26 protein-coding genes and 1 other RNA gene are annotated in these 23,850 nt (G+C 36.2%); 4 read left to right on the forward strand and 23 right to left on the reverse strand.

Features of this window, described 5'->3' with window-relative positions; genetic code table 11:
* Positions 1–149: 149 nt before the first annotated feature.
* From Q3V31_RS03445 to Q3V31_RS03490, 10 genes are all read right to left on the reverse strand, one after another.
* A complete protein-coding gene (locus Q3V31_RS03445; RefSeq protein ID WP_097871701.1) occupies positions 150–623 on the reverse strand; it encodes a GNAT family N-acetyltransferase in 474 nt (157 codons plus the stop codon).
* Between the two features lie 48 nt (positions 624–671).
* Positions 672–2,189 (reverse strand): carboxypeptidase, encoded by a 1,518-nt coding sequence (gene ypwA / locus Q3V31_RS03450; RefSeq protein ID WP_016129034.1) that lies wholly within the window; start codon positions 2,187–2,189, stop codon positions 672–674.
* A gap of 101 nt (positions 2,190–2,290) precedes the next feature.
* Positions 2,291–4,228: an ATP-dependent DNA helicase gene (locus Q3V31_RS03455; protein WP_329762428.1), complete on the reverse strand. Its 1,938-nt coding sequence runs from the start codon at positions 4,226–4,228 to the stop codon at positions 2,291–2,293.
* A 138-nt stretch (positions 4,229–4,366) separates the two neighbouring features.
* On the reverse strand, positions 4,367–4,549 hold the full coding sequence (locus Q3V31_RS03460; protein ID WP_000376894.1) for a DUF3921 domain-containing protein: 183 nt from the start codon (positions 4,547–4,549) through the stop codon (positions 4,367–4,369).
* 61 nt (positions 4,550–4,610) lie between these two features.
* Positions 4,611–5,750 (reverse strand): THUMP domain-containing class I SAM-dependent RNA methyltransferase, encoded by a 1,140-nt coding sequence (locus Q3V31_RS03465; protein WP_000521237.1) that lies wholly within the window; start codon positions 5,748–5,750, stop codon positions 4,611–4,613.
* Between the two features lie 180 nt (positions 5,751–5,930).
* Positions 5,931–6,322, reverse strand: an RNA gene (rnpB, locus tag Q3V31_RS03470) — RNase P RNA component class B.
* 87 nt (positions 6,323–6,409) lie between these two features.
* Positions 6,410–6,745 carry a cell division regulator GpsB gene (gpsB, locus tag Q3V31_RS03475; RefSeq protein WP_000622428.1) on the reverse strand — a complete coding sequence of 112 codons (336 nt, stop codon included), beginning with the start codon at positions 6,743–6,745 and terminating at the stop codon, positions 6,410–6,412.
* Between the two features lie 97 nt (positions 6,746–6,842).
* Positions 6,843–7,397 carry an SLOG family protein gene (locus Q3V31_RS03480; protein WP_000869386.1) on the reverse strand — a complete coding sequence of 185 codons (555 nt, stop codon included), beginning with the start codon at positions 7,395–7,397 and terminating at the stop codon, positions 6,843–6,845.
* Between the two features lie 56 nt (positions 7,398–7,453).
* Positions 7,454–7,885: a spore coat protein gene (locus Q3V31_RS03485; RefSeq protein ID WP_097809256.1), complete on the reverse strand. Its 432-nt coding sequence runs from the start codon at positions 7,883–7,885 to the stop codon at positions 7,454–7,456.
* Positions 7,886–8,038: 153 nt separating this feature from the next.
* Positions 8,039–8,521, reverse strand: a complete 483-nt coding sequence (locus Q3V31_RS03490; RefSeq protein WP_098218805.1) for a YppG family protein — start codon at positions 8,519–8,521, stop codon at positions 8,039–8,041.
* Positions 8,522–8,698: 177 nt separating this feature from the next.
* On the opposite strand from Q3V31_RS03490, the gene Q3V31_RS03495 reads away from it, so the two are divergent.
* Complete coding sequence (locus tag Q3V31_RS03495) at positions 8,699–8,890, forward strand: YppF family protein (protein ID WP_000242654.1); 192 nt, start codon at positions 8,699–8,701, stop codon at positions 8,888–8,890.
* 27 nt (positions 8,891–8,917) lie between these two features.
* On the opposite strand, the gene Q3V31_RS03500 is transcribed toward Q3V31_RS03495, so the two are convergent.
* A complete protein-coding gene (locus tag Q3V31_RS03500) occupies positions 8,918–9,262 on the reverse strand; it encodes a YppE family protein (RefSeq protein WP_000872965.1) in 345 nt (114 codons plus the stop codon).
* Positions 9,263–9,277: 15 nt separating this feature from the next.
* Positions 9,278–9,520 (reverse strand): hypothetical protein, encoded by a 243-nt coding sequence (locus Q3V31_RS03505; protein WP_001252038.1) that lies wholly within the window; start codon positions 9,518–9,520, stop codon positions 9,278–9,280.
* A gap of 85 nt (positions 9,521–9,605) precedes the next feature.
* Between Q3V31_RS03505 and Q3V31_RS03510 the strand changes: the two genes are divergently transcribed.
* Positions 9,606–9,785: a phage portal protein gene (locus Q3V31_RS03510; protein ID WP_079999100.1), complete on the forward strand. Its 180-nt coding sequence runs from the start codon at positions 9,606–9,608 to the stop codon at positions 9,783–9,785.
* 301 nt (positions 9,786–10,086) lie between these two features.
* Here Q3V31_RS03510 and Q3V31_RS03515 read toward each other — a convergent pair whose 3' ends face one another.
* Positions 10,087–11,112: a DUF2515 domain-containing protein gene (locus tag Q3V31_RS03515; protein WP_002075221.1), complete on the reverse strand. Its 1,026-nt coding sequence runs from the start codon at positions 11,110–11,112 to the stop codon at positions 10,087–10,089.
* A 102-nt stretch (positions 11,113–11,214) separates the two neighbouring features.
* Between Q3V31_RS03515 and recU the strand changes: the two genes are divergently transcribed.
* Entirely contained in the window at positions 11,215–11,817 is a 603-nt protein-coding gene (gene recU, locus Q3V31_RS03520; RefSeq protein WP_000155584.1) for a Holliday junction resolvase RecU, read from the forward strand.
* 66 nt (positions 11,818–11,883) lie between these two features.
* A complete protein-coding gene (locus Q3V31_RS03525) occupies positions 11,884–14,613 on the forward strand; it encodes a PBP1A family penicillin-binding protein (protein WP_329762435.1) in 2,730 nt (909 codons plus the stop codon).
* Between the two features lie 23 nt (positions 14,614–14,636).
* On the opposite strand, the gene Q3V31_RS03530 is transcribed toward Q3V31_RS03525, so the two are convergent.
* The 10 genes from Q3V31_RS03530 to panB all read right to left on the reverse strand — a co-directional run bounded on the left by Q3V31_RS03530 (position 14,637) and on the right by panB (position 23,802).
* Positions 14,637–15,155 carry a YpoC family protein gene (locus Q3V31_RS03530; protein WP_329762437.1) on the reverse strand — a complete coding sequence of 173 codons (519 nt, stop codon included), beginning with the start codon at positions 15,153–15,155 and terminating at the stop codon, positions 14,637–14,639.
* 3 nt (positions 15,156–15,158) lie between these two features.
* A complete protein-coding gene (nth, locus tag Q3V31_RS03535; protein ID WP_000933020.1) occupies positions 15,159–15,806 on the reverse strand; it encodes an endonuclease III in 648 nt (215 codons plus the stop codon).
* 15 nt (positions 15,807–15,821) lie between these two features.
* Positions 15,822–16,529: a DNA replication protein DnaD gene (gene dnaD, locus Q3V31_RS03540; protein WP_000728546.1), complete on the reverse strand. Its 708-nt coding sequence runs from the start codon at positions 16,527–16,529 to the stop codon at positions 15,822–15,824.
* A 121-nt stretch (positions 16,530–16,650) separates the two neighbouring features.
* Complete coding sequence (aspB, locus tag Q3V31_RS03545) at positions 16,651–17,838, reverse strand: aspartate transaminase AspB (protein WP_329762440.1); 1,188 nt, start codon at positions 17,836–17,838, stop codon at positions 16,651–16,653.
* 18 nt (positions 17,839–17,856) lie between these two features.
* Positions 17,857–18,360, reverse strand: coding sequence for a cell wall elongation regulator TseB-like domain-containing protein (locus Q3V31_RS03550; protein ID WP_000758748.1), 504 nt, complete (start codon positions 18,358–18,360; stop codon positions 17,857–17,859).
* A gap of 7 nt (positions 18,361–18,367) precedes the next feature.
* Positions 18,368–18,538: a YpmA family protein gene (locus Q3V31_RS03555; RefSeq protein ID WP_000358352.1), complete on the reverse strand. Its 171-nt coding sequence runs from the start codon at positions 18,536–18,538 to the stop codon at positions 18,368–18,370.
* Between the two features lie 250 nt (positions 18,539–18,788).
* Entirely contained in the window at positions 18,789–21,593 is a 2,805-nt protein-coding gene (dinG, locus tag Q3V31_RS03560) for an ATP-dependent DNA helicase DinG (RefSeq protein ID WP_329762491.1), read from the reverse strand.
* A 128-nt stretch (positions 21,594–21,721) separates the two neighbouring features.
* The gene (panD, locus tag Q3V31_RS03565) at positions 21,722–22,105 is read right to left on the reverse strand and encodes an aspartate 1-decarboxylase (protein ID WP_000490180.1); all 384 of its coding nucleotides are present in this window, start codon (positions 22,103–22,105) and stop codon (positions 21,722–21,724) included.
* A 12-nt stretch (positions 22,106–22,117) separates the two neighbouring features.
* On the reverse strand, positions 22,118–22,966 hold the full coding sequence (gene panC, locus Q3V31_RS03570) for a pantoate--beta-alanine ligase (RefSeq protein WP_000692370.1): 849 nt from the start codon (positions 22,964–22,966) through the stop codon (positions 22,118–22,120).
* On the reverse strand, positions 22,966–23,802 hold the full coding sequence (panB, locus tag Q3V31_RS03575) for a 3-methyl-2-oxobutanoate hydroxymethyltransferase (protein ID WP_000853120.1): 837 nt from the start codon (positions 23,800–23,802) through the stop codon (positions 22,966–22,968). The genes panC and panB overlap by 1 nt, the downstream gene beginning before the upstream one ends.
* Positions 23,803–23,850 lie beyond the last annotated feature (48 nt).

Here is a 23,850-nt window from a genome sequence, read left to right on the forward strand (position 1 = left end):
CCTCTCCTTACTAAACTTGCTATTTACTACTAAACTTCAATCATACACATCCTCTTCCAAAATTTCAAAACCTCCAATTACAGCGAGCACAAAAACAAACATCATTTATTGCTACATCAAAATAAAAAACAGAAATTCTCCTCTGTTTTTTAATCATTTTTACATATATAATTCATTTTCAAAAACTCAAAACAACTACCATTTGTTTTCTGTATAAACGTTCCAACCGCTTCAAATCCCGCTCTTTTATACACTTTAATTGCTCTTTCATTAAATTTCGCTACTGATAGTGTTATATAGTTACAACCATATTTTTCTTCACTAAAATCTAGTCCAGCTTTTACGAACTTTAAACCGAATCCATTTCCAGTTATATTAGGTCTCATTCCTAGTCCGATATCAACCGTTCGAGTATTCATTCTGCAAAAGCTAAAAAAGCCAATAAGAGTACCATTTTCCTTCACAGCAAATGTGTCGTCCCCTCTACTCTCATCATGTAAAAATTCAGCTAAATCTTCTTGATCTGCCTCTATATCATAAAAAGAATACTTCCCTTCATAATGCCAGTTGTACGCAATTTCTTCCGCTTCCGTTTGCGACATTACTGTAAATATATAGCCCATTTCTCTCACTCCCTCATAAAAAAGAGCTGCAATTAAGCAGCTCCTGTTTTATAACTCATAAATCTCTTTATATTTAGCTTCTAAATAATCAGCTAAGTAGTTTGCATTTAGCCCTTCACCTGTTACATCTTTTAAAATTTCAAGCGGCTTTTTCGTTTTACCATATTGGTGAATATTTTCTGTTAACCATTCACGAATTGGTGTTACGTTTCCTTCTTCTAATAATGCATCAAAGTTCGGAATGTCTTTTATCATCCTTTCCTTAAATTGCGCTGCATACATATAACCAAGCGCATAAGATGGGAAGTATCCAAATGAACCACCAGCCCAGTGAACATCTTGCAATACACCTTGTGCATCGTTTTCTGGACGAATTCCTAAATATGCTTCCATCTTATCATTCCAAGCCGCTGGCAAATCCTTCACTTGTAATGTACCGTCAAACAATTCTTTCTCAAGTTCATAACGAACCATGACGTGAAGCGGATATGTAAGCTCATCTGCTTCTATACGAATGAACGATGGCTTCGATTCGTTAATCGCATCATAAAACTCATCTACTGATATACCATTGAATTGACCATCGCTATACTCTTTTAATAAATCATAATTTTTCTTCCAGAATGATTTATTACGACCGATAAAGTTCTCAAAGAATAATGATTGTGACTCATGAATACCCATAGATGTTCCACTACATAGCGGTGTACCTTCAAATTTCTCTGCAATATTTTGCTCATATACAGCATGACCACATTCATGAATTGTTCCAAACACTGCCATACGGAAATCTTTTTCGTCATAGCGTGTCGTAATACGAACATCTCCTCTATTTAATGTAATCTCAAATGGATGTACCGTTTCATCAAGACGACCTGCTTCAAAGTCATAATTCAATTGCTTTAATAGCTCTAATGTAAAGTTTTTTTGTTGTTCTTTTGAAAAATGTTCTGATAAAGCACTTGTCTTTAATCTCTTTTGCGACTCCGATATTTCTTTTACGAGCGGAACGATACGCTCACGTAGTTGACCAAATACGTGATCTAACACTTCTACTGTAATACCCGGCTCATACATATCTAATAATGTATTGTATTTATATGTTTCGTAACCCCAATATGTAATAAATTTCTTTTTAAATTCAACTATTTGTTCTAAATACGGACGGAACATTTCGAAATCAGATTTTTCGCGAGCTTCTTCCCACACACTCTCCGCTTTCGCTTCTAATTTCACATACGCTTCATATTCCGCTTGTGGAATTTTCTTATTTCTATCATATTCTTTACGACACTCTTCAACCATTTTCGTTGTCGTTTCAGAAAGTTTGTCTTCACGTATTAAAGCTTCAAGCTCTGTTAAATAGTTCCCCATCTCATCTGAAGTCGACATGGCAAACACTTCTGATGAAAGCATACCAATTACTTCTGAACGCTGGTCTACACCTTTTTTAGGCGCACCTGTTCTCAAGTCCCAAAACATTAAGCTTAATGCTTCTCCGTAATTCTGTATCTTCTTCACATATGTTAAAAATTGTTTTTCTACTTCATATGTAGCTACCGTCATCGTATAAAAACCTCCCTTTTCTACCTCAAACTTAATTCGACATGGAAATCTAAATTCCTTTTATAATAGAAAAAAAGCTTGGCAAGCGCCAAGCTTTCTCCTTATAATTCTTTACCTTCTACTGGTAGTACGTTTTTCACCGCTTCTACCACTTTCTCATCTTCTGTATCAGATAAGAAGATTGATATAGCACCTTTATCGTCGCTCGTACGAATTAAACGGCCAATCCCTTGACGAAGACGTAAAATCATATATGGTACATCTACATCCCAGAATGGATCATTTACATGTTTACGCTTCGCTTCAAACACAGGATCGTTTGGAGGGAATGGTAATGACCAAATAATAACGTGCGATAATGATGAGCCAGGAATATCTAAACCTTCCCATAAATGAACGGCACAAAGTACAGTCTCTTCTTCATTTTGGAAACGAGAAACGAGCTGACTAATTTCTTGATCCCCTTCATATAGGAATGGAACCGACATTTGCTCTTTACTTACATATTCTTTAAACGCTGCAAGCTCTTGTGTTGTACGGAATAATACAAGTGTACGTCCATTTGTTTTCTGTATATTTTCAAGTGTATATTGACACTTTCTTTCCCATTCATTTTCTTTCGTATGCGATAATAAGTTTACTGCCATTTGCTCCTCATAATCAAACGGTGAGGCAACTGAGAATGATAAGTAATCTTTTACCCCTAGGCTATTTGCTGTAAATGCGAATGAATCGTTGTTAGATAATGTAGCAGAAGAGAAAATATACGGAATCTTCTTTGAGAATACTTTTTCTTGTAACACTTCTTCAACTGCACGCGGCATAATAACTAACGTGAAGGCTCCATCACCTTCTTCACCCCATGTAATTACATTTTTCTCGTGCATGAACAGACGAAGTGAATGTTCTAACACATCTAAATGTTCATCTACGATATTTAAGTCGTATGTGTTTACTGTATGCATTTCACTTTCAAATACTAATGCGTCACCGACTTCACCGATTTTTGCGTAAAGTCTATTCGCCTCTGCAGTTACCTTTTCTGTCACATTAATTTCTAAACGATCAGAACCGGCAATTTCCTTTTTATTCTCTTGTAACACATCAAAGAATCGCTCTGTTTGCCAAATTGTTTCTTCCACTAAATGTGCAAACTCTTCGCGAATATCGTTTTGTAACAATCTCGTTAAAAGTTGCTCCATCATCGTTTGCTTTAAACGATACGTTAAAGCTTTTTGAGCTGCATATTCTACAAGATGTCCTTCATCGAATACAACACAGCTACTTTCAGGTAGTAATGGAATTTGTCCTTCACGTTTACGAGCATCGTACGTCCAAATATGATCCATATAGAAGTCTTGAGAGCAAATGATTAAATCTGCCGCTTTACGATAATGTTCACGAGAAAGAGTTTGTCCACAACGATGACGAGAATCACAAGTGAAGCAATCTTGGAAGTAATCCCAATTTACTTTTGACCATTCCTCATCATTTAAAAGTGGAAACTCTTTTCTGTCACCATAGTGAGTAAAGTTTTGCATCGTACCATGATCAAATACAAACTGTGGTAATTCATAATATACGTCTTCAATTACTTCTGGAGCACGCCCACTCATAACATCTTCTAGTTTTCGTAAACATAAATAATTATCCATTGATTTCGCAAGTCTTACATCAACAGATAGTCCTAATGCTTCAGATAACTTAGCAATGTCCCCTTCTTCCTTCACAAGCTGCTCAATTAACGTTTCGTCTGCACAAGCGATAATAGCTGGCTTCCCAGTATAACGTGCATAACAAATTGCATATAGAAGATATACAATTGTTTTCCCTGTTCCTACTCCCGCTTCTGCGAACATAACTTTTTTCTCTTGGAAAGCACGCTCTAACTGAAACGCCATAAAAATTTGTTCATCACGCTCTTCAAAGCCTTTTTCCGGAAGGATGTCGTAAAACACATCGCCAATCCACTCATTCAACTTATCATAAAAATTGTCTTGTTTTCCTACTTCAAATGGTAATCTCTTCTCAGTAAACATCCTTAGCCTCCAACCAAACAGTTTTTCTATAAAAAGATATAACAGCTGCTACACATATGTATACAGCTACTTTCCCCTGTTGCAATACATAGAAATACACGAAAAAAAATTTCCCTTTCGAAAAAGGAAAATTTTCTTCTATATTAATGACTTTAAATACCGTTTATCAATTGCTGTTTCATGTGAAAGAGCTGATAAATATTCTTCCTGCGCTTTTTGTATTTCATCTACAATTACGCCATGACTATCCACTTCTTTTCCGAGCTCATCATACGTACGGTGAATAGCTTTTTGAATCATCGATAATTGGAAACTATCCATATCACTTCCTCCTTTACGCATTACATAATAGCCAGTATATGCGCGCTGGAGGAGTTTTATACTATGAATTACGCGGTGGACGTTTTCCGAAGTATTGGTAGTAATCTGTACGGATAAATCCGTTAAACAGTTTACGCTTTTTCGATGCATCTTTTCCGTAACACTTCTCAAATGCCTCATAACTTGTTAATAAATACATTGACCACGTATCTAATGGGCGGAATACCTCTCCCATTTCTTTATATAATTTTTCAACAAGCGCTCTTTCACTTAAACGTTCTCCGTATGGAGGATTCGTTACAACATAGCCATAATCCTCTTTTGTCGTGAAATCTTTTACTTGCATTTGTTTAAATGATATAAGATCCCCTAATCCAACTTCTTCTGCGTTATCTTGAGCAACTCGAATCATACGATGGTCAATATCAGATCCAATGATTTGCAATGGTTGATTATAATTTGCTAAATCTTCAGCTTCTTGACGAGCTTCACGCCAATTTTGTTTACCAACCCAGCCCCATTCATCCGATGCAAAGCCTCGGTTAAATCCTGGTGCGATATTTTGTCCAATTAACGCAGCTTCAATTGGAATTGTTCCAGATCCACAGAAAGGATCAACGAAAGGACGATCTGGCTTCCAGTTTGTTAACTTAATTAAAGACGCAGCTAATGTTTCTTTTAAAGGAGCTTCCCCTTGATCCATACGGTATCCACGTTTATGAAGTCCAACACCACTTGCATCAATTGTTAATGTTGCAATATCCTTGAGCATTGCGATCTCAATACGGAATAACGGACCATCTTCTTCAAACCAAGTTGTACGTTTATATGTTGTTTTTAATTTTTCAACGACAGCTTTTTTAACGATACGTTGGCAATCTGAAACACTGAACAACTCAGATTTTAACGATTTACCAATTACAGGGAACTCTCCGTTCTCTGGAATATAATCTCCCCAGTTTAATGCTTTCGTTTTTTCAAACAGCTCATCAAATGTTGTCGCTTTGAATTCGCCAACTTTAATTTTCACACGGTCCGCAGTACGTAACCATAAGTTCGTGCGACAAATCGCCTTTTCATCTGCTTCAAATGTTACTTTGCTGTTTTCCACTTGGCATTCATAACCAAGATCACGAACTTCTCGGGCAACTAACGATTCAATACCCATTGCCGCTGTTGCAATTAAAGTAACTTTTCCCATTTGCATTCACCTCTTATGTATAGTTAAACAATAATTAATAGCAATTTGTCCTATTAATCATTACATTTTACGAAGAATTATCTCATTAACCATTTTAACTCATAATTTATAACTTCATACAAATAAAAAGCCCTCCTCTAACAAAGGAGAGCTGAGTTATTTCATAGTTGGTTCATAACGTTCTGTAAGCCATGTTCTGTTCCTTTGTACTGCAAACGGCCCACGCCTCGTACTCCGGTGGCAATCATCTATCTACAGGTTATGAAAACCTGTCCTTTTCCGTCGTTCATTTCCTTGGAAAAGATTCCCCTACCATTATTTGGGTTTCTCGCTCGTGGGGTTTACCTCGTTCCACTCCTATCATTTCTTCAAGGACTTCGTCACTGTGGCACTTTAAAGGTAGTCAAACCATATCCGAAAGGACTTAGGTTTTTTCCCTGCCGTTAAACCAGCTTCACAGCCAGAATACCCTAGCTTATGACTTGGCTAGGCACGAACACTACGACCATCTCAGGTCGTGCGAGCATGGACTTTCCTCTACAACGTTGGCGTTGCAGCGATTACCCAAACGTTATGACAAACATTAGTATAGTGGAAACAAAAAGATTTTGCAATGTTTTTTTCTATGTAAACTACTTTAACCTTTTTGTTACCCTAATTTATTCGTATAACTTACTTCCAAATACAGCTTTTTCTAAATTAGATAGACGTTTTAAAATATCCGTATTCGTATTGTTATATACTGGTTGTGCAACTGGTGTTTGTACTGGTTGTTGCGGAACTTGTGTTGCCGCTACTTTCTGCTCTTCTAATTCACGTTTTAAACGAACATTTTGTTGTTTTAATTGATCAAATTCCTTATGAAAGGCTTCATAATCTTTAATAATCATATCAAGAAACTTATCTACTTCTTCTTGTTGATAACCTCTCATACCTGTTTTAAATTCTTTTTCTAAAATATCTTTCGCTGTTAATTTAATTTTATCCGAAATCATTTTCTTCACCTCAAATTTTTGCCAAAGCTTTCATTAACTAAATTTTTTCAGAAACAATGCCTTTTGTCAATCAAATATGCAAGTACAATATTACATATTAATCTGCATTATTCCACTGTTCCTCTTCCATTATATCTTGTAAATCAGAAAAAAGAATGAAATAACTGTGATAATTTTCTATTTCTCCTTTTTTCTTAGCCGCTTCTACTATATATTTAGGGCTCCCAGGCTTTTCTTCATCATATACAGCTAAAAGTGCATCGCTTTTTGCAATAAAAAATTGATTCTTTAATTTAAATTGCTCTGGGCTTTCGTACTTCCGTTTCGTAATACTATCAATGTGATCTGCTTGCGAAAGAATAAATTCGTAATATTCACGGTTATCTTCCTTCCAATTTTCTTCTTGTTCTAAAAAAGGAGTAAATACCGCTAATTTTAAATCTGGATATTCTACTTGAATCTCAAAAACAACTTCAGCAGCCCATAATTCAACTCCTAACTGGCCGCTAATAATAACCCACTCCAAACCATCTTCTACAAAAGCAGTTAACTTACGATGAAGCGCCTTTTTTATACATTCTACTCCTGGATGATCATTTTTAAATATTCCAAGTTCAAATGGCTTATATCCTGTTACAGCAACGACTTTCATATCAACACTCCAATTACAAAAAAAGAACTAGCATTTCGCTAGTTCTAACATATCATTTACTTTTTAAACATTCCACCAACGTTTGGTCCGATATTTGGTCCTACATTCGGTCCAAATGGTGATACATTCGGTCCTGGTCCAAATGGTGACACATTCGGTCCTGGTCCAAACGGTGATACATTTGGTCCTGGTCCAAATGGAGATATTTGATGTCCATGGTGTCCATGACCACATGGTCCACATCCGCCACCAAATCCTGGATCACCAGGGTCTACAACATTTACGTTCGAGTTTGTTTGTGGGAAGAAGTTTTGATTTTTAATTTGTTGATGATGTACGTGTGTTGTATGTGTTGGGAAAATGTGTGGCACCACCGTTGTTGAAAAAGAATGTGTTACGCATTGCTTAGTCGGATGAATGACAGGAGCAGTTGTACAAATAGGTCCTACAGGCTTATGCCCTCCAAAACAAGGATGACAATGATGCATAGTTTTTCTCTCCTCTCTCATAAAGAAAATCTGATTACTCTTTACAATATGAGAAAAGAGGTAAAGCCGTTTGTTATATACACCCATTTATTTCATAGAAATTTGACTATTGCCCTACTTCATACATAATACTGTTATAGATACCCCCCACTATTATTTACCAAAAAAACCTCCAACTTGTTTCACAATACCCGTCACTTGATTCATCGCATTCATCATTTGTCCAGCTGTGTTCATCATTTTATTTACATCATAGTTGCCATCTGATGTTTTAAATTGGGAAACAAAGCTCGAAAATTGACTCGGTTGCTGTTGTTGCTTTTGTTTATTCATAGTTGGATACGGTTGTTTTGGTGGATAAAACATCGCTTGTTGATTTCCATAGGGAGATGGTGGCGGCATATAATATTGCGAATTGATATAAGGTTGTTGTTGATTCATGTAGGGTTGTTGTGATTGTGGCTGCTGTTGTTGATTCCCAAACGACACTTCAAATGGTTGATAATAATTTTGGTTCCCATAATGAGGCTCGAAAGGATACATATTATATCGTAAATATGTATCCTCATTATATTGGTACATATTTTGCTGTGCATATGGATTTGTTTGCTGATATACATTAGGTTGTTGAAACATGCATACTCTCCTCCTTCACATAAGTTTCTACATATAGAATATGTACCTATAAAATAAAATGTGTGACGGAGTATCTGTCTGTTTTTGTCGGAAGTTTAAATTTTTAAAAAAATTAGAAAGTAAACCCTTCCATGCTATGATAATAAGGAAGAAGATTCTCATGGGGGAGGAATCAACATGGTATTAGGGGATTTAAAACAAGCGTTTTCTCAAAAAAAGGGGTACTGTACAGAAAGTTCAAATGAACTACTAGACTTTGCGAGACATTGTTATCTCGAAGGAAAAATATGCATCTCAGATTACCGAACATTAATACGTGAATTAGAAATAAACGGCGCAACAAAACCTACAACAGCGACAGAAGCCTAAAAAAACAAGAGGGTTTTCCCCCTCTTGTTACTTACATTGATCTACGATATTTTGCAAAGTATACGAAATAGCTTGATGAGTTTCAAAGAAACGTTTACCTTTTCCCTTATTAACAAAACATTGTAGCACATTAGTTTGTAAATTCTCATACACTTGATCGATTTGTTGCACATGTATATACTTAGGCCGCTCTTCCTTTATCCATATATAAGCTAATTCTTTCCACACCTCTAACTCCGTATCTACCATATCAACAAATGGCTTCATATCCTTATAAAAATCATATTCATCCATTTCTCTTTTTTTTACATTGGCTTCATCATTATACTGCATTAACTTCTCCGAAGACTGGATTAATGCTTCATATTTCATTTTATTCCCACCTTATTATGCACTGACTACGACGTTTTGAAATGTCTTTACCCAGCTCCCTTTTTCTTCGTGATGCACTAATTTATTTTCCATATGCTCGATATGCATTTCTGTTATTTCTATCTTATTGCATATTTTTTCAACTTTATCCTTCAATGCGTGATTCATTCTAATCCCAATATTCATTTCCAGCAAATCGAGAGAACTTAACATTTGATCCATTTTTTTCATAACATCTTCCTTCTGAACCATCGCCATATTTAAAACGCCCCCTTCTTTGCCTTTCCTTTGTCATGTAATTTCGCCGATTGATTAGTTACTCCTGCTCACATGACAAAACTAGTTGATATTCGTCAAAGAAATCATTTTGTATGCCATTTTTAGAAATGGTAACAATACAAAAAGGAGGTGTATTACGATGGCAAAAAATAAAAATGAAAAAAAGAAAAAACAAAACAAACAACAAAACAAACCTGAGACTGGTAATCCAAAGCTTGATGGTCCAAATTTCCCCGCTACATAAAGTGAAACTTTAATCAGTGAGTGTTTTGTTCATCCCCACTGATTATTAGCCTTCACCAATCGAGCGTTTACGGACAGCAGGGCTTCCACCTAACTTCTTTGCTCCAGCCGAATTTTGAGGTGGGAGTTTTACCGCCCACAAATAGCTAATTTCCATTCTAACCTTCCCTATTTGCTTTCGATAAGTGCTGAGATTAAAGTCGTACTGCCAGCAAATAGCGAAGTAAAAAGTAATTTGTTGAAAAACATATTACTTTCAATCAAGAAGCCCCGCCTTCATGTAGGAAGGCGGGACTTCTTGATTATATCATGAACTCATCTATTCTTTTAACAAAACTACTTAATATAGAAAGAGTATGAATTTGCTCCCTCTTCATCCTATACCATTCTGTTATATTAATTCCTCCCTTTGGTTTTTCAAGTACAAATAACGACTCCACTTCCATCCCTTCACTAAACCAATCTTTTTCAATTAATTTTTCGTGAGCGACAATAGCGTACACATCTCTAAGGGCCGGTGTACTTGATTTTCTAATCTCTCTTATATTGCATTCATAATCCATCCTTGATCCCGTATGCCTAGTTTGCAATGCAAACTTATAAAAAGAATCTTTATACTTTGAATGAAATAATAACCAAGCTAACTTCTTCCCAAGTTCTATACGTTTTTGTAACGTTTCAAATTGATAAACTGAAAACCCATACATTCTCCCTTCCATCATTGGAAAAACAACTGCACTAATGTGAAGTATTTCTTGAAATTTGAACACTGCCGTATCAAATACATGTTTTTGAAAGTATGTATTCTCGATTACTGGTTTTTGAATTTTATTTTGTTCATTAATAATAAGTGCCGTCATAAGCCTATTGATATCTTTTTTCTCCCAGAAATATGACCATTCTTTTTCCATAAAAATTGATATGTTGAAAAATTGTAACAAATGAAAGAGCGGCTCACATCGCCTTTTACTTTCTTCATACAGTAATAGTTGAGGAAATGCATCTAAGAAAATGAGCCAATTGGCTTTCTCATAACATAGAAATAATCGCCTCTTAACTGTTTGGGACAGAAGATTAGAATAATATTCTCCTTCTAAATCTGTCATATTCCATCCCCCATTCCTTGAGACCATACTTGCTAAAAAAGACCATCGGATTTCTTTATTTCTCAAATAATATTCTTGGTAAGATTGTGTACGTGAAATGTTATCCACGTTAGCTACATCCGTTCTCTCCTTAATATTAAGAACCATAGCTTTCTCCTCTTCTGTACACAAAATATCATTACGGTTTTGTATAATTTTTTCGTAATCGTTCCAGCTAAACATGAATAAGTACCATACCTTTCTTGAAAAAGGTCACATCTTTTTTCATTTTTTGATATAATCACCTTTGTAAGTAATTCTTAACAAGTTGGGAGTGGACACAATATGACCATTCGTTACCCAAATGGAAAAAGGTACGATCAAGCTTCACAACCTCATAAGACACCAATAAAAAAACATACTTACAGTAATAGAGGTATGTCCCTTGAAGAGGAATTGAATGAAACCAATCAATATTACTTAACCCATAATATTGCATGCGTACATAAAAAACCTACACCTCTTCAAATTGTAAAAGTAGATTACCCCGCTCGAAGTGCTGCAGTGGTAAAAGAAGCGTATTTCAAACAACCTTCTACAACAGATTACAACGGTGTATACAAAGGGAAATACATCGATTTTGAAGCGAAAGAAACTAAAAATAAAACCAGTTTTCCACTTCAAAACTTCCACCTTCATCAAATTGAACATATGAAGCAAGTAGTCGCTCATAATGGAATTGCATTTGTTATTATTAAATTTACACTTTTTGATGAATTTTATTTATTAGATGCAAAACATATTATTGCATTTTGGAATCGTCAAAATACTGGTGGACGTAAATCGATTACAAAACAAGAAATAGAAGAGCATGGGTCTTTATTATCATGCGGTTATCACCCTCGAATTGATTATATCCGCGTACTAGACACGGTTTATTTTTCGTGATAGAGTCATCACTAAGGCTCTTTTTTCGACTTTTGGGGGAGAGAATGAAAGGTAGGAGAAAGTATAATGTCAGATAATTATCGTTCTCGTACAGAACGAAATCATGTAAAAAATCAAACGAAAGAAACTCATAAAGAAGAAAAGCCAAAGAAAAAAGGTTCCTTTTTTAAGAAATTCCTTATAGGTTGTCTACTTCTTGGTATCGTCGGCCTCGTAGCTGGCGTTTCGGCTTTCTTTGTTATGGTAAAGGACGCTCCGAAATTAGACAAATCAAAACTTGTCAATCCTTTATCAACAAAATTCCTTGATAAAAACGGGAATTTCTTCTATGAATACGGTGCTGAAAAACGAACCCATGTTACTTACGATCAAATTCCCAAAGTAATTGAAAGTGCATTCCTTGCGACTGAGGATGCTCGCTTCTATAAGCATGATGGAATTGATTTTAAACGTACTGGAATGGCAATTATGGAAAATGTCACTGGTGGCTTTGGCTCACAAGGTGGTAGTACGATTACACAGCAAGTAGTTAAAAACTATTTTCTAACGATGGACAAAACTGCAAAGAGAAAAGTGCAGGAATGGTACTTATCTTATAAGTTAGAGCAACAGTACTCAAAACATGAAATTTTAGAAATGTACTTAAATAAGATTAACTTAGGTAATCGCTCTTATGGTATTTCAACAGCTGCAAAAAAATATTATGGTAAAGATTTAAAAGACATACAATTACATGAAGCTGCGATGCTCGCTGGTTTACCCCAAGGTCCTAACATTTATGATCCAACAAAAGAAGAAAACGTTGAGCGAGCAACGAAACGTCGTAATATCGTATTATCTTTAATGAATCGACACGGGTATATAACGAAACAAGAAATGAATGACGCAATGCAAATCCCTGTAACACAAGGACTTCTTCCATCTTCAGAAGTGACTGAAATGAAGTACCAAGCATTTTTAGATGCGGTTGTAAAAGAAGTGGAAAAAGAATATCCGGATGTAAATATCGGTTCAGATGGTTTAACGATTCATACAACACTTGATCAAGATGCTCAAGATTATGCTGAAAAAATTATGGATGGCAATCTTATTAAGTATCCAAACGATCAATTCCAAGGATCATTCGTATTTATGGATACACAATCTGGAGAAGTTCGAGCAATTGGAGCTGGGCGTAAAGAAAGTAAGTCTACTTTCAAAGGTCATAATATGGCCACTGATTTAAAACGCCAAGTCGGTTCCACAATGAAACCAATTTTCGACTATGGTCCGGCAATTGAGAATTTACAATGGTCTACATACCATCAATTAAATGACTCAGAGTATACGTATTCCAATGGTAAAAAAATACGAAATGCAACAAATAGTTATAAAGGTGACGTTTCACTACGTGAAGCACTGAAAAAATCATTAAACATTCCGGCTTTAAAAACAGCTCAAGCGGTTGGTCTTCCTAAGTCACAAGCGTTTTCTGAAGGCTTGGGCATGACATTTAAAGACGGCAAAACATTTGAATCAACAGCAATTGGTAGTAACGATAGTTCTCCATTACAAGTAGCTGGGGCGTATGCCGCATTTGGCAATGACGGTGTGTATAATAAGCCTCACTTCGTAAAAGAAGTCATCTTCCCAGACGGGAAAAAGAAAAACTTTAAACCGAAAGAACAACGTGCAATGCACGACTATACAGCTTACATGGTGACTGACGTTCTTCGTGACGTAGTAAAACCTGGTTCTGGTGGTACAGGTCCAACAGCATACGTTTCAGGTATTGACGTAGCAGGTAAAACAGGTACACAAAACTTTGACGAAGACGTTATAAAAGAATACGGTATTCCAGCTGATGCAAACAGAGATAGCTGGTTCGCTGGATATACACCGCAATATACAATGGCAGTATGGACTGGTTACGAAAAAAATGGCCCAGAAAACTACATTAGTGATCGTTATACTAGAATTGCACAGCAAATGTTCCAAGTAATGATGAGCAAATTCGCTACAGATAACTCTCGTTTTGAACGTCCTTCTTCTGTTCAAGAAATAAACGGAGAGTTATATGTAAAAGGTGCGAAGAAAGATGCAATTAAACAAATTAAAGTAGATCCACCTAGTGGTCTTAATGTAGCTTTCGATGGAGCTAGCACAGTGACACTGAACTGGTCTGGACCATCATCAAATGTTGATGCATACGCAGCAAGCTATAAAGCTACTGACGGTTCTAGTGGTAGCTTGTCAGTAAGCGGTACGACTGCTACTCTTGGTGGTATTAAACCAGGTGTTACTTACAGCTTCTCTGTAGTAGCGAAAAAGGGGACTGGAACAAGTCCTGCAATTGACGCATCATTCACTGCGCCTGGCGGAACTCCAGATGCAAAAAAAGTTGAAGAAGAGGCTAAGAAGAAGGCTGATGAAGAAGCTAAGAAAAAGGCTGACGAAGAGGCCCAGAAAAAAGCCAATGAAGATAAACTAAAACAAGAAGAAGCTAAGAAAAAAGCTGATGAAGATCAGCGTAAACAACAAGAGCAGCAGCAACAGCAACAACAACAGCAGCAAGAACAACAACGTAAACAGCAAGAAGAAGCTCAAAAGAAAGCTGCTGAAGAAGAGGCTAAGAAGAAGGCTGACGAAGAAGCTAAGAAAAAAGCTGACGAAGAAGCTAAGAAAAAAGCTGACGAAGAAGCTAAGAGAAAAGCTGACGAAGAAGCTAGAAAAAAAGCTGAAGAAGAACAGCACCAACAGAATACCGGAGGAGATACACCTCACGCAGACGGAGATGTTGTTACATCAGAGTCTTAATAACAAAAAAGAAGTCCTTACTCTTAACGAGAAAAGGACTTCTTTTTTGTTATCATTTTCTTAACATGTAGCTTTTCTATTTCAATATACAGCTGTGCTAATTGAATATATGAATGATAATTACTCGGTTTCTTTATAATAAATGAGTATCTTTCTACAAAATTAACAGGTTGTGCTTCCAATTCATTCGTATTTACTTGCATCTCATTCAAACTATGAACAGGCTTCTCATTTAGCCAATATACAACCGATAGCAAGTGTGCTGCAAAAAGAATCATCGGGTACTCAGCTTCTTGTTTTTTTCGGTTTCGAAATAGTGTCGCAATTTCTTCATGCCTGCTTTTCCATACATTTAACACTGCCGGAATACTTGTTTCAATTTCATTCCACGGCTCATATTGTCTTTCAATATCAAATATAAAGTAAGTATTTTGTATTATTTCTTCAAAAGACTGGTCTGTATTATACGTAATCGAATTTGCATTCTTTTTAAAAAATGGTACGTACCGAAACTCTTTCGATATCTCTATAACTCGCTCCATCCTTTATTTCCCCTTCATTCGTTTCTTTCCTTCACGACATATTTCTAGTAATCGACACTCTTCACATTGTGGTCGCTGCGCCTTACAGTAATAACGTCCAAAGAAAATCATACGGTGGTGTGTAACTCCCCACTCATCCATTGGAATTTTCTTCATCAATGTCTTTTCCACTTCTAACACAGAATCTTTCCATCTACAAATTGCTAACCGCTTACTCACTCTCTCTACATGCGTATCAACAGCAATCGCTGGAATTCCAAATGCTACCGAAACAACTACATTCGCTGTCTTTCTCCCTACTCCTGGTAATTTCGTCAGCTCGTCACGGTCTTCTGGAACTTTCCCGTTATAATCATCTAGTAACATCCGGCACAATTTTTGAATATTTTTCGCCTTATTTCTAAACAATCCAATGGAACGTATATCTTGTTGTAATTCTTCTAAAGACACACTTAAATAATCTTCTGGTGTTTTATATTTTTGAAATAAGTTTTTCGTCACTTTATTCACAAGTGCATCTGTGCATTGTGCAGATAATGCCACTGCGATTACAAGTTCAAATGGATTATCATGAATTAATTCACAATGCGCTTCTGGATACATATCCGCCATTGTATCTAAACAATAACGAATTTGCGTTTTGTTCAACATATCTTTCCTCCTACACTACTGCTCCAACCAATTATAAAAAGGCACTTTCCCAGTAAATTTCGTCTCTTGTTTTGTCGTTTGTTGTGTGCGTTGTTGATTCGCTCTAAATTTCTGGCCTTGATTTTGCGCTTGATCTACCGTTTTAATTCCGTTCTTTTTCCACTCAAACAAAATACGATCAATATACCGGAAATTAAGTTTACCACTCATAACAGCTTCACGAAGAGCCGCTTGAATTAAATTCGGATGGTGTTGATCCTGATCTTCCCACATCCCTAATGTTTCACATTCAAATGGCGAAAGTGGTCTTCCGAATTCTTTTTCAAATACTGTATATAAATTTACTTGAATTTGTTTTTGTTCTTTTTGCTCTTCCTCTATAGATTCATTCATTAAAAAGTGCAATATTTTTTCCCACAGTGGTTGTAAAGAATAACTTTCACACATCATCGCTTCAGATCTTCGTCCACCTTCTAGTGCTAAAAAACCTTTTTGGATTAAAGTCTGAATCACTTCCATGCATTTCATTTCTGTTATCGTCATCCGTTCTGAAATCTCTGAAGGAGTCGGGAACGAATTACCTGATTCTAAAAATGTGTGTACATGAAGTACTACCATAAATTCCGTCTCATTTAAACCTAGCTTTTTATAATGCATCATAAGCAATTTAGGAATCGCTATGCTTCCCTGTTCAAACCATTGTAACATCATTTTCTTTTTCATCACCAAACACCTCGCTTTCTAGTATAACACACCTTTAGCCATTTCTTTTTGCCACAATTCGTCAAAAAAACCTCCCTATATATAGGGAGGTTTTTTGCCATTTACTACAAGAAACAGACGATTAAGCCTGTACTTTACTTTTCATGAACGTATGAATTCGTTCTAATGCTTTCTCAACTTGCTCAAGAGATGTCGCATACGATAATCGAACGTTATTTGGTGCACCAAATCCTGTACCTGGAACAAGAGCCACCTTTTCTTCTTCTAATAATGCTTTTGCCCACTCATCAACTGTATCATACCCAGCTAATGCTACGGCTTCTTTTACATTTGGGAATAAGTAAAAAGCACCTTGTGGCTTAATGCAAGTGAAACCAGGAATTTGAATTAATTTATCATAAATAATGTTCAATCTTTCTTCAAACGCTTGACGCATTGTTTCTACAGGTTCTTGTGAGCCTGCATACGCAGCAATTGCACCGTATTGAGCAATTGAAGTAGGGTTTGACGTACTATGACTCGCTAAGTTCGTCATCGCTTTAATAAGCTGCTTATTTCCTGCTGCATATCCAATACGCCAACCTGTCATAGAATGTGATTTAGATACACCATTAATAATAAGTGTTTGTTCTTTTAATGCATTAGAAAGCTGGGCAATTGAAGTATATTCCGCATCACCATAAATTAATTTTTCATAGATCTCATCTGAAACGATTAAGATATCATGCTCTAAACATACTTCTCCAAGCTGTTGCAATTCTTCTTTGCTGTAAATCATCCCTGTTGGATTGCTCGGTGAATTAATAATAACTGCTTTCGTTTTCTCTGTAATTACCCCACGCAGCTGCTTTGCTGTAATTTTGTACTCATTGCCTTCTAGACCTTCTACATAAACTGGCTTACCACCAGCAAGCTTTACTTGCTCAGGATAACTTACCCAATAAGGAGTTGGGATGATAACTTCATCTCCTTCATCAAGTAACACTTGGAATAATGTATATAATGCATGCTTAGCACCATTACATACAATAATTTCAGATGGATCATACGCAATTCCTTGATCACGAGTAAACTTCTTCACAATTTCTTGTTTTAACGCTTGTAATCCACCTGTTGGTGTATACTTCGTATGTCCTTCTAACATCGCTTTATGCGCAGCATCCATAATATGTTCTGGCGTATTAAAGTCAGGTTCTCCTGCTCCTAATGCAATTACATCATGACCTTCTGCTTTTAATGCTTGTGCCTTTGCTGTAATTTCTAAAGTTGCAGATGGTGTTAAAGCAGCTACTCGCTTTGCTAATTTCATTTGTAGTTCCCCCTACATCTATTTTTCAATGCTATATCGTCTTAAAAAGTTCCCATCTTTAAATTCAAGATAGTAGTAACTATAACGATTGTCATCATCAATATATGTAACTTCCCATAATGGTATATTGTTTTCAAAGCCTAATTTTGCTTTTAAAATTTCTTTCGGCTTACTTTTGGGTTCTTTACTTTCATCTCCGACTTGTTCAATCGTTCTTTGTAAAGCATCTTTTTCAGAAATACCTTCGCTCTTTTTCCTTACTATAGTTTCCCCTTTTTTCTCAGGCACCCAAACGATAAGTTGTTCTCCTTTTTCATCTGTACCTTGTACGACTGTATATGAAGATTCTCCGTTATAATAATCCACAGATTTTACCTTTGTAAGCTTTGCCTTTTCTTTTGCAATTTCTACAGATTTTGCCTCTTTAGGGATTTTCTTTTCCATTGCTTTATTATAAACATACGCCCCATATATTCCGCTAGCAACGATTACGATAACGATTGCAAAGATCCACTTTTTCATTGTATCACTACGTTCTGTAAATCGTAAATACAGCTGTTTCTTTATCTTTTTCGTCTAATGCTAATCCGAACATGAGGTCCTGCTCTTTTAACGTACGATTCAAACTATCAACGATTTTATACAAGTCAGACGAATATTTAATACGCGTCGTTGATAGGACTTCGATTTTCTTATCCATGAAAAAACTCCTCCGTTACACAAAAATTTCTAATTATAGAAGAACGCAATGCGGTTACAATAAGAGTACATTCTTTACAACCCCTGCTTCATCACCCATCTATTATAGCAGGACATGTACAGCAAAAAAAGGTTTCAAGTCGAAAACCGATACATTTTGTATACAAGAAGTAAGAAAAATAAAATTCCTCCTACCCACATTTTTTACGCCTGAAGTTTAAATGTACTTCAGGCGTATTTTTATTCCAATTTTATTCATTTGGCCGTTCCTTTAATTGTTCTAACAATTCTTCTAGAGGACCTTCATAGAGCGGGACAGTTGGGATTGATTGTAAAAAACGTTTTCCATAAGAAGAGCTTGTCAAACGACGATCTAATACAAATACAGTTCCCGTATCTGTATTTGTTCTAATAAGACGACCAAATCCTTGTTTGAAACGCAAGATTGCTTGCGGGAGCGCCAACTTAGCGAATACGTCTTCTCCTTGATTTTTTAACCACTCTCCTTTTGCTTCCATCATCGGCTGATGAGGAGGGGTAAAAGGAAGACGGACAATGACAAGACAACTCAGGGCATCTCCAGGTATATCTATCCCTTCCCAAAAACTACTTGTTCCTAACAAAATCGATTTGTCGAACTCCTGGAATTTGCGGATTAGACGACTTCGGCTCTTATTATTCACACTTTGCGTTAATAATAAATATCCTTCTAATGTCTCATCATTTTTCAAATTCGTATACGCTTCTTTCAACATTTCATACGAAGTGAATAAAACGAGCATTCTACCTTTTGTAGCTTTCGCTATTTTCGCAATATGTGCCGATATAGACTCAATATATTCTTCATTACTTGCTTTCTTAATAAAAGGTACATCCGTTGAAACCATTAATTTCATTTGCTCTTCAAAACGGAATGGTGATGGAACCTTTAATGTATTGGGAGCAAAATCATGTAAACCTAGCTCCTCTTTTATATAGTCGAATGAATCATTAACTGTTAACGTTGCTGATGTGAAAATAACACTCTTTTTCTGTGTTAAAAATTCATCAGCAAATCTTTCACCAATATGAACAGGCTGCGCATATAAAACTGTTGAATGAATCGTTCCCTTCGTTTCAGTCTCCATCCATGTCACGTATGAATTCTTTTCTAAAATGAGTAATTGTAAAGATTGTGCCATCTTTCTCAACAACTCAATTAAATGCATAAATTCACCTGTAACGACATGCATCTCCCATTCTAATTTACTTTGCAATATATCAACTTGCTTCTCAAGTGTAGTCAATAATTTTCTTACATCATACACAAATCGATTTGTTAACTCGGTAATGCTATCCCATAACTTACCTGTCTCTACTTCCGTGTTATATCGATAAATGAGCGGCATATTGCTCATCCCTTGTTCCTGCTTTGTTTGTTTAAATACGAAAGTCCGTAACATTTGAAATAGTTCATCCGCATCAAATTTCAATTCCTTCAAACTATGACTCACCATACGGAAAGTCGAACGAGATGCTTGCTCTGATTTTTTCATCATTTTATATACTTTAGAAAGTACATCATCTGTTTCTAGCGTACCAAGACGAGATAAAGCTAATTGAAAATACATGCATGAGAACTGTTCACCTAATGTTCTACTCGCCGCTTCCTCGATATGATGAGCCTCATCAAAAATAATATGTTCACATGAAGCAAACAGTGGTTCTTCACTTGAAAAATCTTGAAATAATAAAGCATGATTTGTAATAACGATATCTGCAAATAACGCTTTATTATTTGCTCTTTGATAAAAACAACGACTATACCAGTTGCTTTGCATCCCGCCTGGACTATGTACATCACTACAAATACGGTTCCAAAGTAACTTGCCGCCCTCAGGAATATTTAATTCATCACGATCGCCAGTTTCCGTTTGCAATAACCATACTAAAATTTTTGCCTTTGTGAGCGCCATATCATAATTTTTCTCTTCCTCTTGCAAAGCATATTCAAATTTGTGTAGACAAAGATAATGCTTTCTTCCTTTCAAAAGAGCTACTTCAAATGAAAATGACATTATTTTCTGCAATAACGGTATTTCTTTTTCTAGTATTTGTTGTTGCAGTTGTACAGTTTGTGTACTTATAATGACAGGTTCTTCTTTTTTCTTTGCAAAATAAATACTTGGAAGTAAATATGCAAGAGTCTTTCCGGTACCTGTTCCTGCTTCAATAAGTGAAAACCTAGAATCTCTTAGCGCTGTATATATTTCCTTCATCATAATCTGTTGGCTTTCTCTTTTTTGAAACTTTGGCATACTTAACTCAAGTTTATCCATTGTCTTATGTAAGAAAACATCAAATTTAGATGGGTATGTTTCACTGAGACTTAAAGAATAATTCCGCTTTCGAAGCGCAATATTTCGATACACTTCAAACCCCTCTGCCCTTTCTTTACCATGCATCATTTTCTTTAAAATATTTTCAGAAAGCACATCAGCTATATCACTTTGGAAAACATCACTTAATTCATAAAGCGATTGCAACGTGACAAGCGGTAACTTTTCGATTTCATTTAAAAATTGTATAAACAATTCCGCTGTTGCAAGAGCATCACTATCCGCACGATGTGGTTGATCGTGCTCTAGTTCATGTTTCTTAGCTAAATCACGTAATTTATAACTATCAGCTGTCGGCAAAAGAATTTGCGCCAACTCAACTGTATCAACTTTTGGGCAATGTACTTCTGTATATCCAGCCTGCCTTAATTCTTCCGTTAAAAAATTCCAATCAAAGTGAACGTTATGTGCAACGAAAGCTGCACCTTGTAATAGCTCAACAATCATCGGGGCTACATCTTGAAATAACGGGGCTTGCTTAACCAAACTCTCATCAATCCCTGTTAATTCTGTAATAAATGGTGGAATCTCTCTCTTCGGATTAATAAAAGATGAAAAAATCTCTAATATCTCTCCATCTTCCACTACAACAGCCGCAATTTGGGTGATTTTATCCTTCCCATCCTTCCAGGAGTTCCCTGTCGTCTCTAAATCAACAACGACATAACGCTTACTCATATATGTAACACCTCAATTTCTTACCTATCAAACACAAAATTATATAATGTTACTATACCACGTTTTATCTCATCTTAATGAAAAGATGCACAAAAAAGCTATCTCCAGAATAGAGATAGCCTTCCTACTTATAATATCGTGCCCGCTTTTTCAGCACCTAACATTTCAATAATTTGATTATCATCGTCTAACACTGCAATTTTTGGCTCTTGTTTATGAACATTTTCTTCTGCCACTAAACCATAGCAAATAATAATAACTTTATCCCCTGGCTGTACAAGCCTTGCAGCTGCACCATTTAAACAAACAACACCACTACCGCGTTCTCCTTTAATAACATATGTCTCTAAGCGAGCACCATTATTGTTATTTACAATTTGTACTTTTTCATTTTCTACAATATTTACTGCATCCATTAAATCTTCATCAATTGTAATACTACCTACATAATTTAAATTTGCTTCTGTTACTGTTGCGCGATGTAACTTCGCTCTCATCATTGTGCGAAACATAGATGCTCCCCCTTATTTAGCCGTTAATGTTATATTGTCAATTAATCGTACATTCTCAAATTTAACTGCAATTGCTAAAATGATTCGTCCTTCAATTTTATCCATTACTTGTAGTGAAGGATATGCATATAAATCAGCATAATCTACAGTGCCTTTCGTATATGTCTCAATATACTCTTGTACAAGAGTTGTAATGATTTCTGAATTACGTTCGCCTGCCTCAATTTTTTCTTTCGCTATACATAGACTGCGGTATAAATGAGGAGCCTCTTCACGCTCTTCTTGTGATAAATACACATTACGAGAACTCTTCGCTAATCCGTCCTCTTCCCTTACAATATCCACTGGTACGATCGTAACTGGAATATTAAAATCAGCGACAAACCCTTCAATGACAGCGACTTGCTGTGCATCTTTCATACCGAAATAAGCACGTGTTGGCAATGTGATATTAAATAGTTTCATTAGTACAGTCGCAACACCAGCGAAATGACCAGGTCTTTGTTTGCCACATAATACGTCGGTACGCTTCACAACTTCTACTGTTGTCGTTTGTTCTGCTGGATACATCTCTTCTACACTCGGATAAAATAAATAATCAACACCATTTTCTTTTGCTACATTTTCGTCTCTATCAATATCACGTGGATATCGATCTAAATCTTCGTTCGGTCCAAACTGTAGTGGGTTTACAAATACACTTAAAACTACAATTTCATTTTCTTCCCTTGCCTTACGTAATAAAGTAGCATGCCCTTCGTGTAAATATCCCATCGTCGGGACAAAACCGATGCTTTTTCCACTTGTACGAAGTTCGTTTGTAATTTGTTGCATCTCTTGCACTGTAGTTATGATTTTCATTATTGTTTTCCTCCGTATAACGCTAAGCATTCTTCCTCTTTCATTGTGAATGAATGTTTTTCTTCAGGAAATTGCCCTGTCTTTACTTCAGTAACGTATTGCGAAATCCCTCGCACAATTTCCTCTTGAACAGACGTATATTGCTTCACAAATTTCGGAACACGATTTACGCCGTACGAAATAAGATCATGGTATACAAGAACTTGCCCATCTACTTTTTGTCCTGCTCCAATTCCAATTGTAGGAATTGTTATTTGCGCTGAAATAAGTTCTGCTAATTGCATTGGCACACACTCTAACACAAGTGCTATCGCACCAGCTTCTTCACATTTTTTTGCGTCTTCTATTAATTTTTTTGCACTTTCAGCATCTTTCCCCTGTACTTTATATCCACCTAGCACTCCTACAGATTGAGGAGTTAAGCCTAAATGCGCCACAACGGGGATGCCCGCATTCGTCAAGTAGTGAATAGTTGATATCACTTCTCCAGCACCTTCTACCTTTAATGCATGTGCACCACTCTCTTGAACAATGCGACGTGCATTAACCATCGTATCTTGCAATGAGATATGATACGACATGAATGGCATGTCAGTTACAATAAACGTCTCTTTCGCGCCGCGGCGTACAGCTTTCGTATGATGAATCATATCCTCTACTGTTACTGGAACTGTTGAATCATATCCAAGTACAACCATTCCTAGAGAATCACCAACTAAAATCATATCGACTTTAGCTTCTTCTGCTAATTTAGCAGACGGATAATCATACGCCGTTAGCATTGTAATCGGCTCACCTTGCTCTTTCATTTTCAAAAAATCTGTTTTTGTTTTCAAAAACTACTCCTCCTTTATGCAGGAGAGAGGAGATGGCCGAAATCATAT

The organism is Bacillus nitratireducens, assembly GCF_036320425.1.
In the GTDB taxonomy this organism is placed as follows: Bacteria; Bacillota; Bacilli; order Bacillales; family Bacillaceae_G; genus Bacillus_A; species Bacillus_A nitratireducens.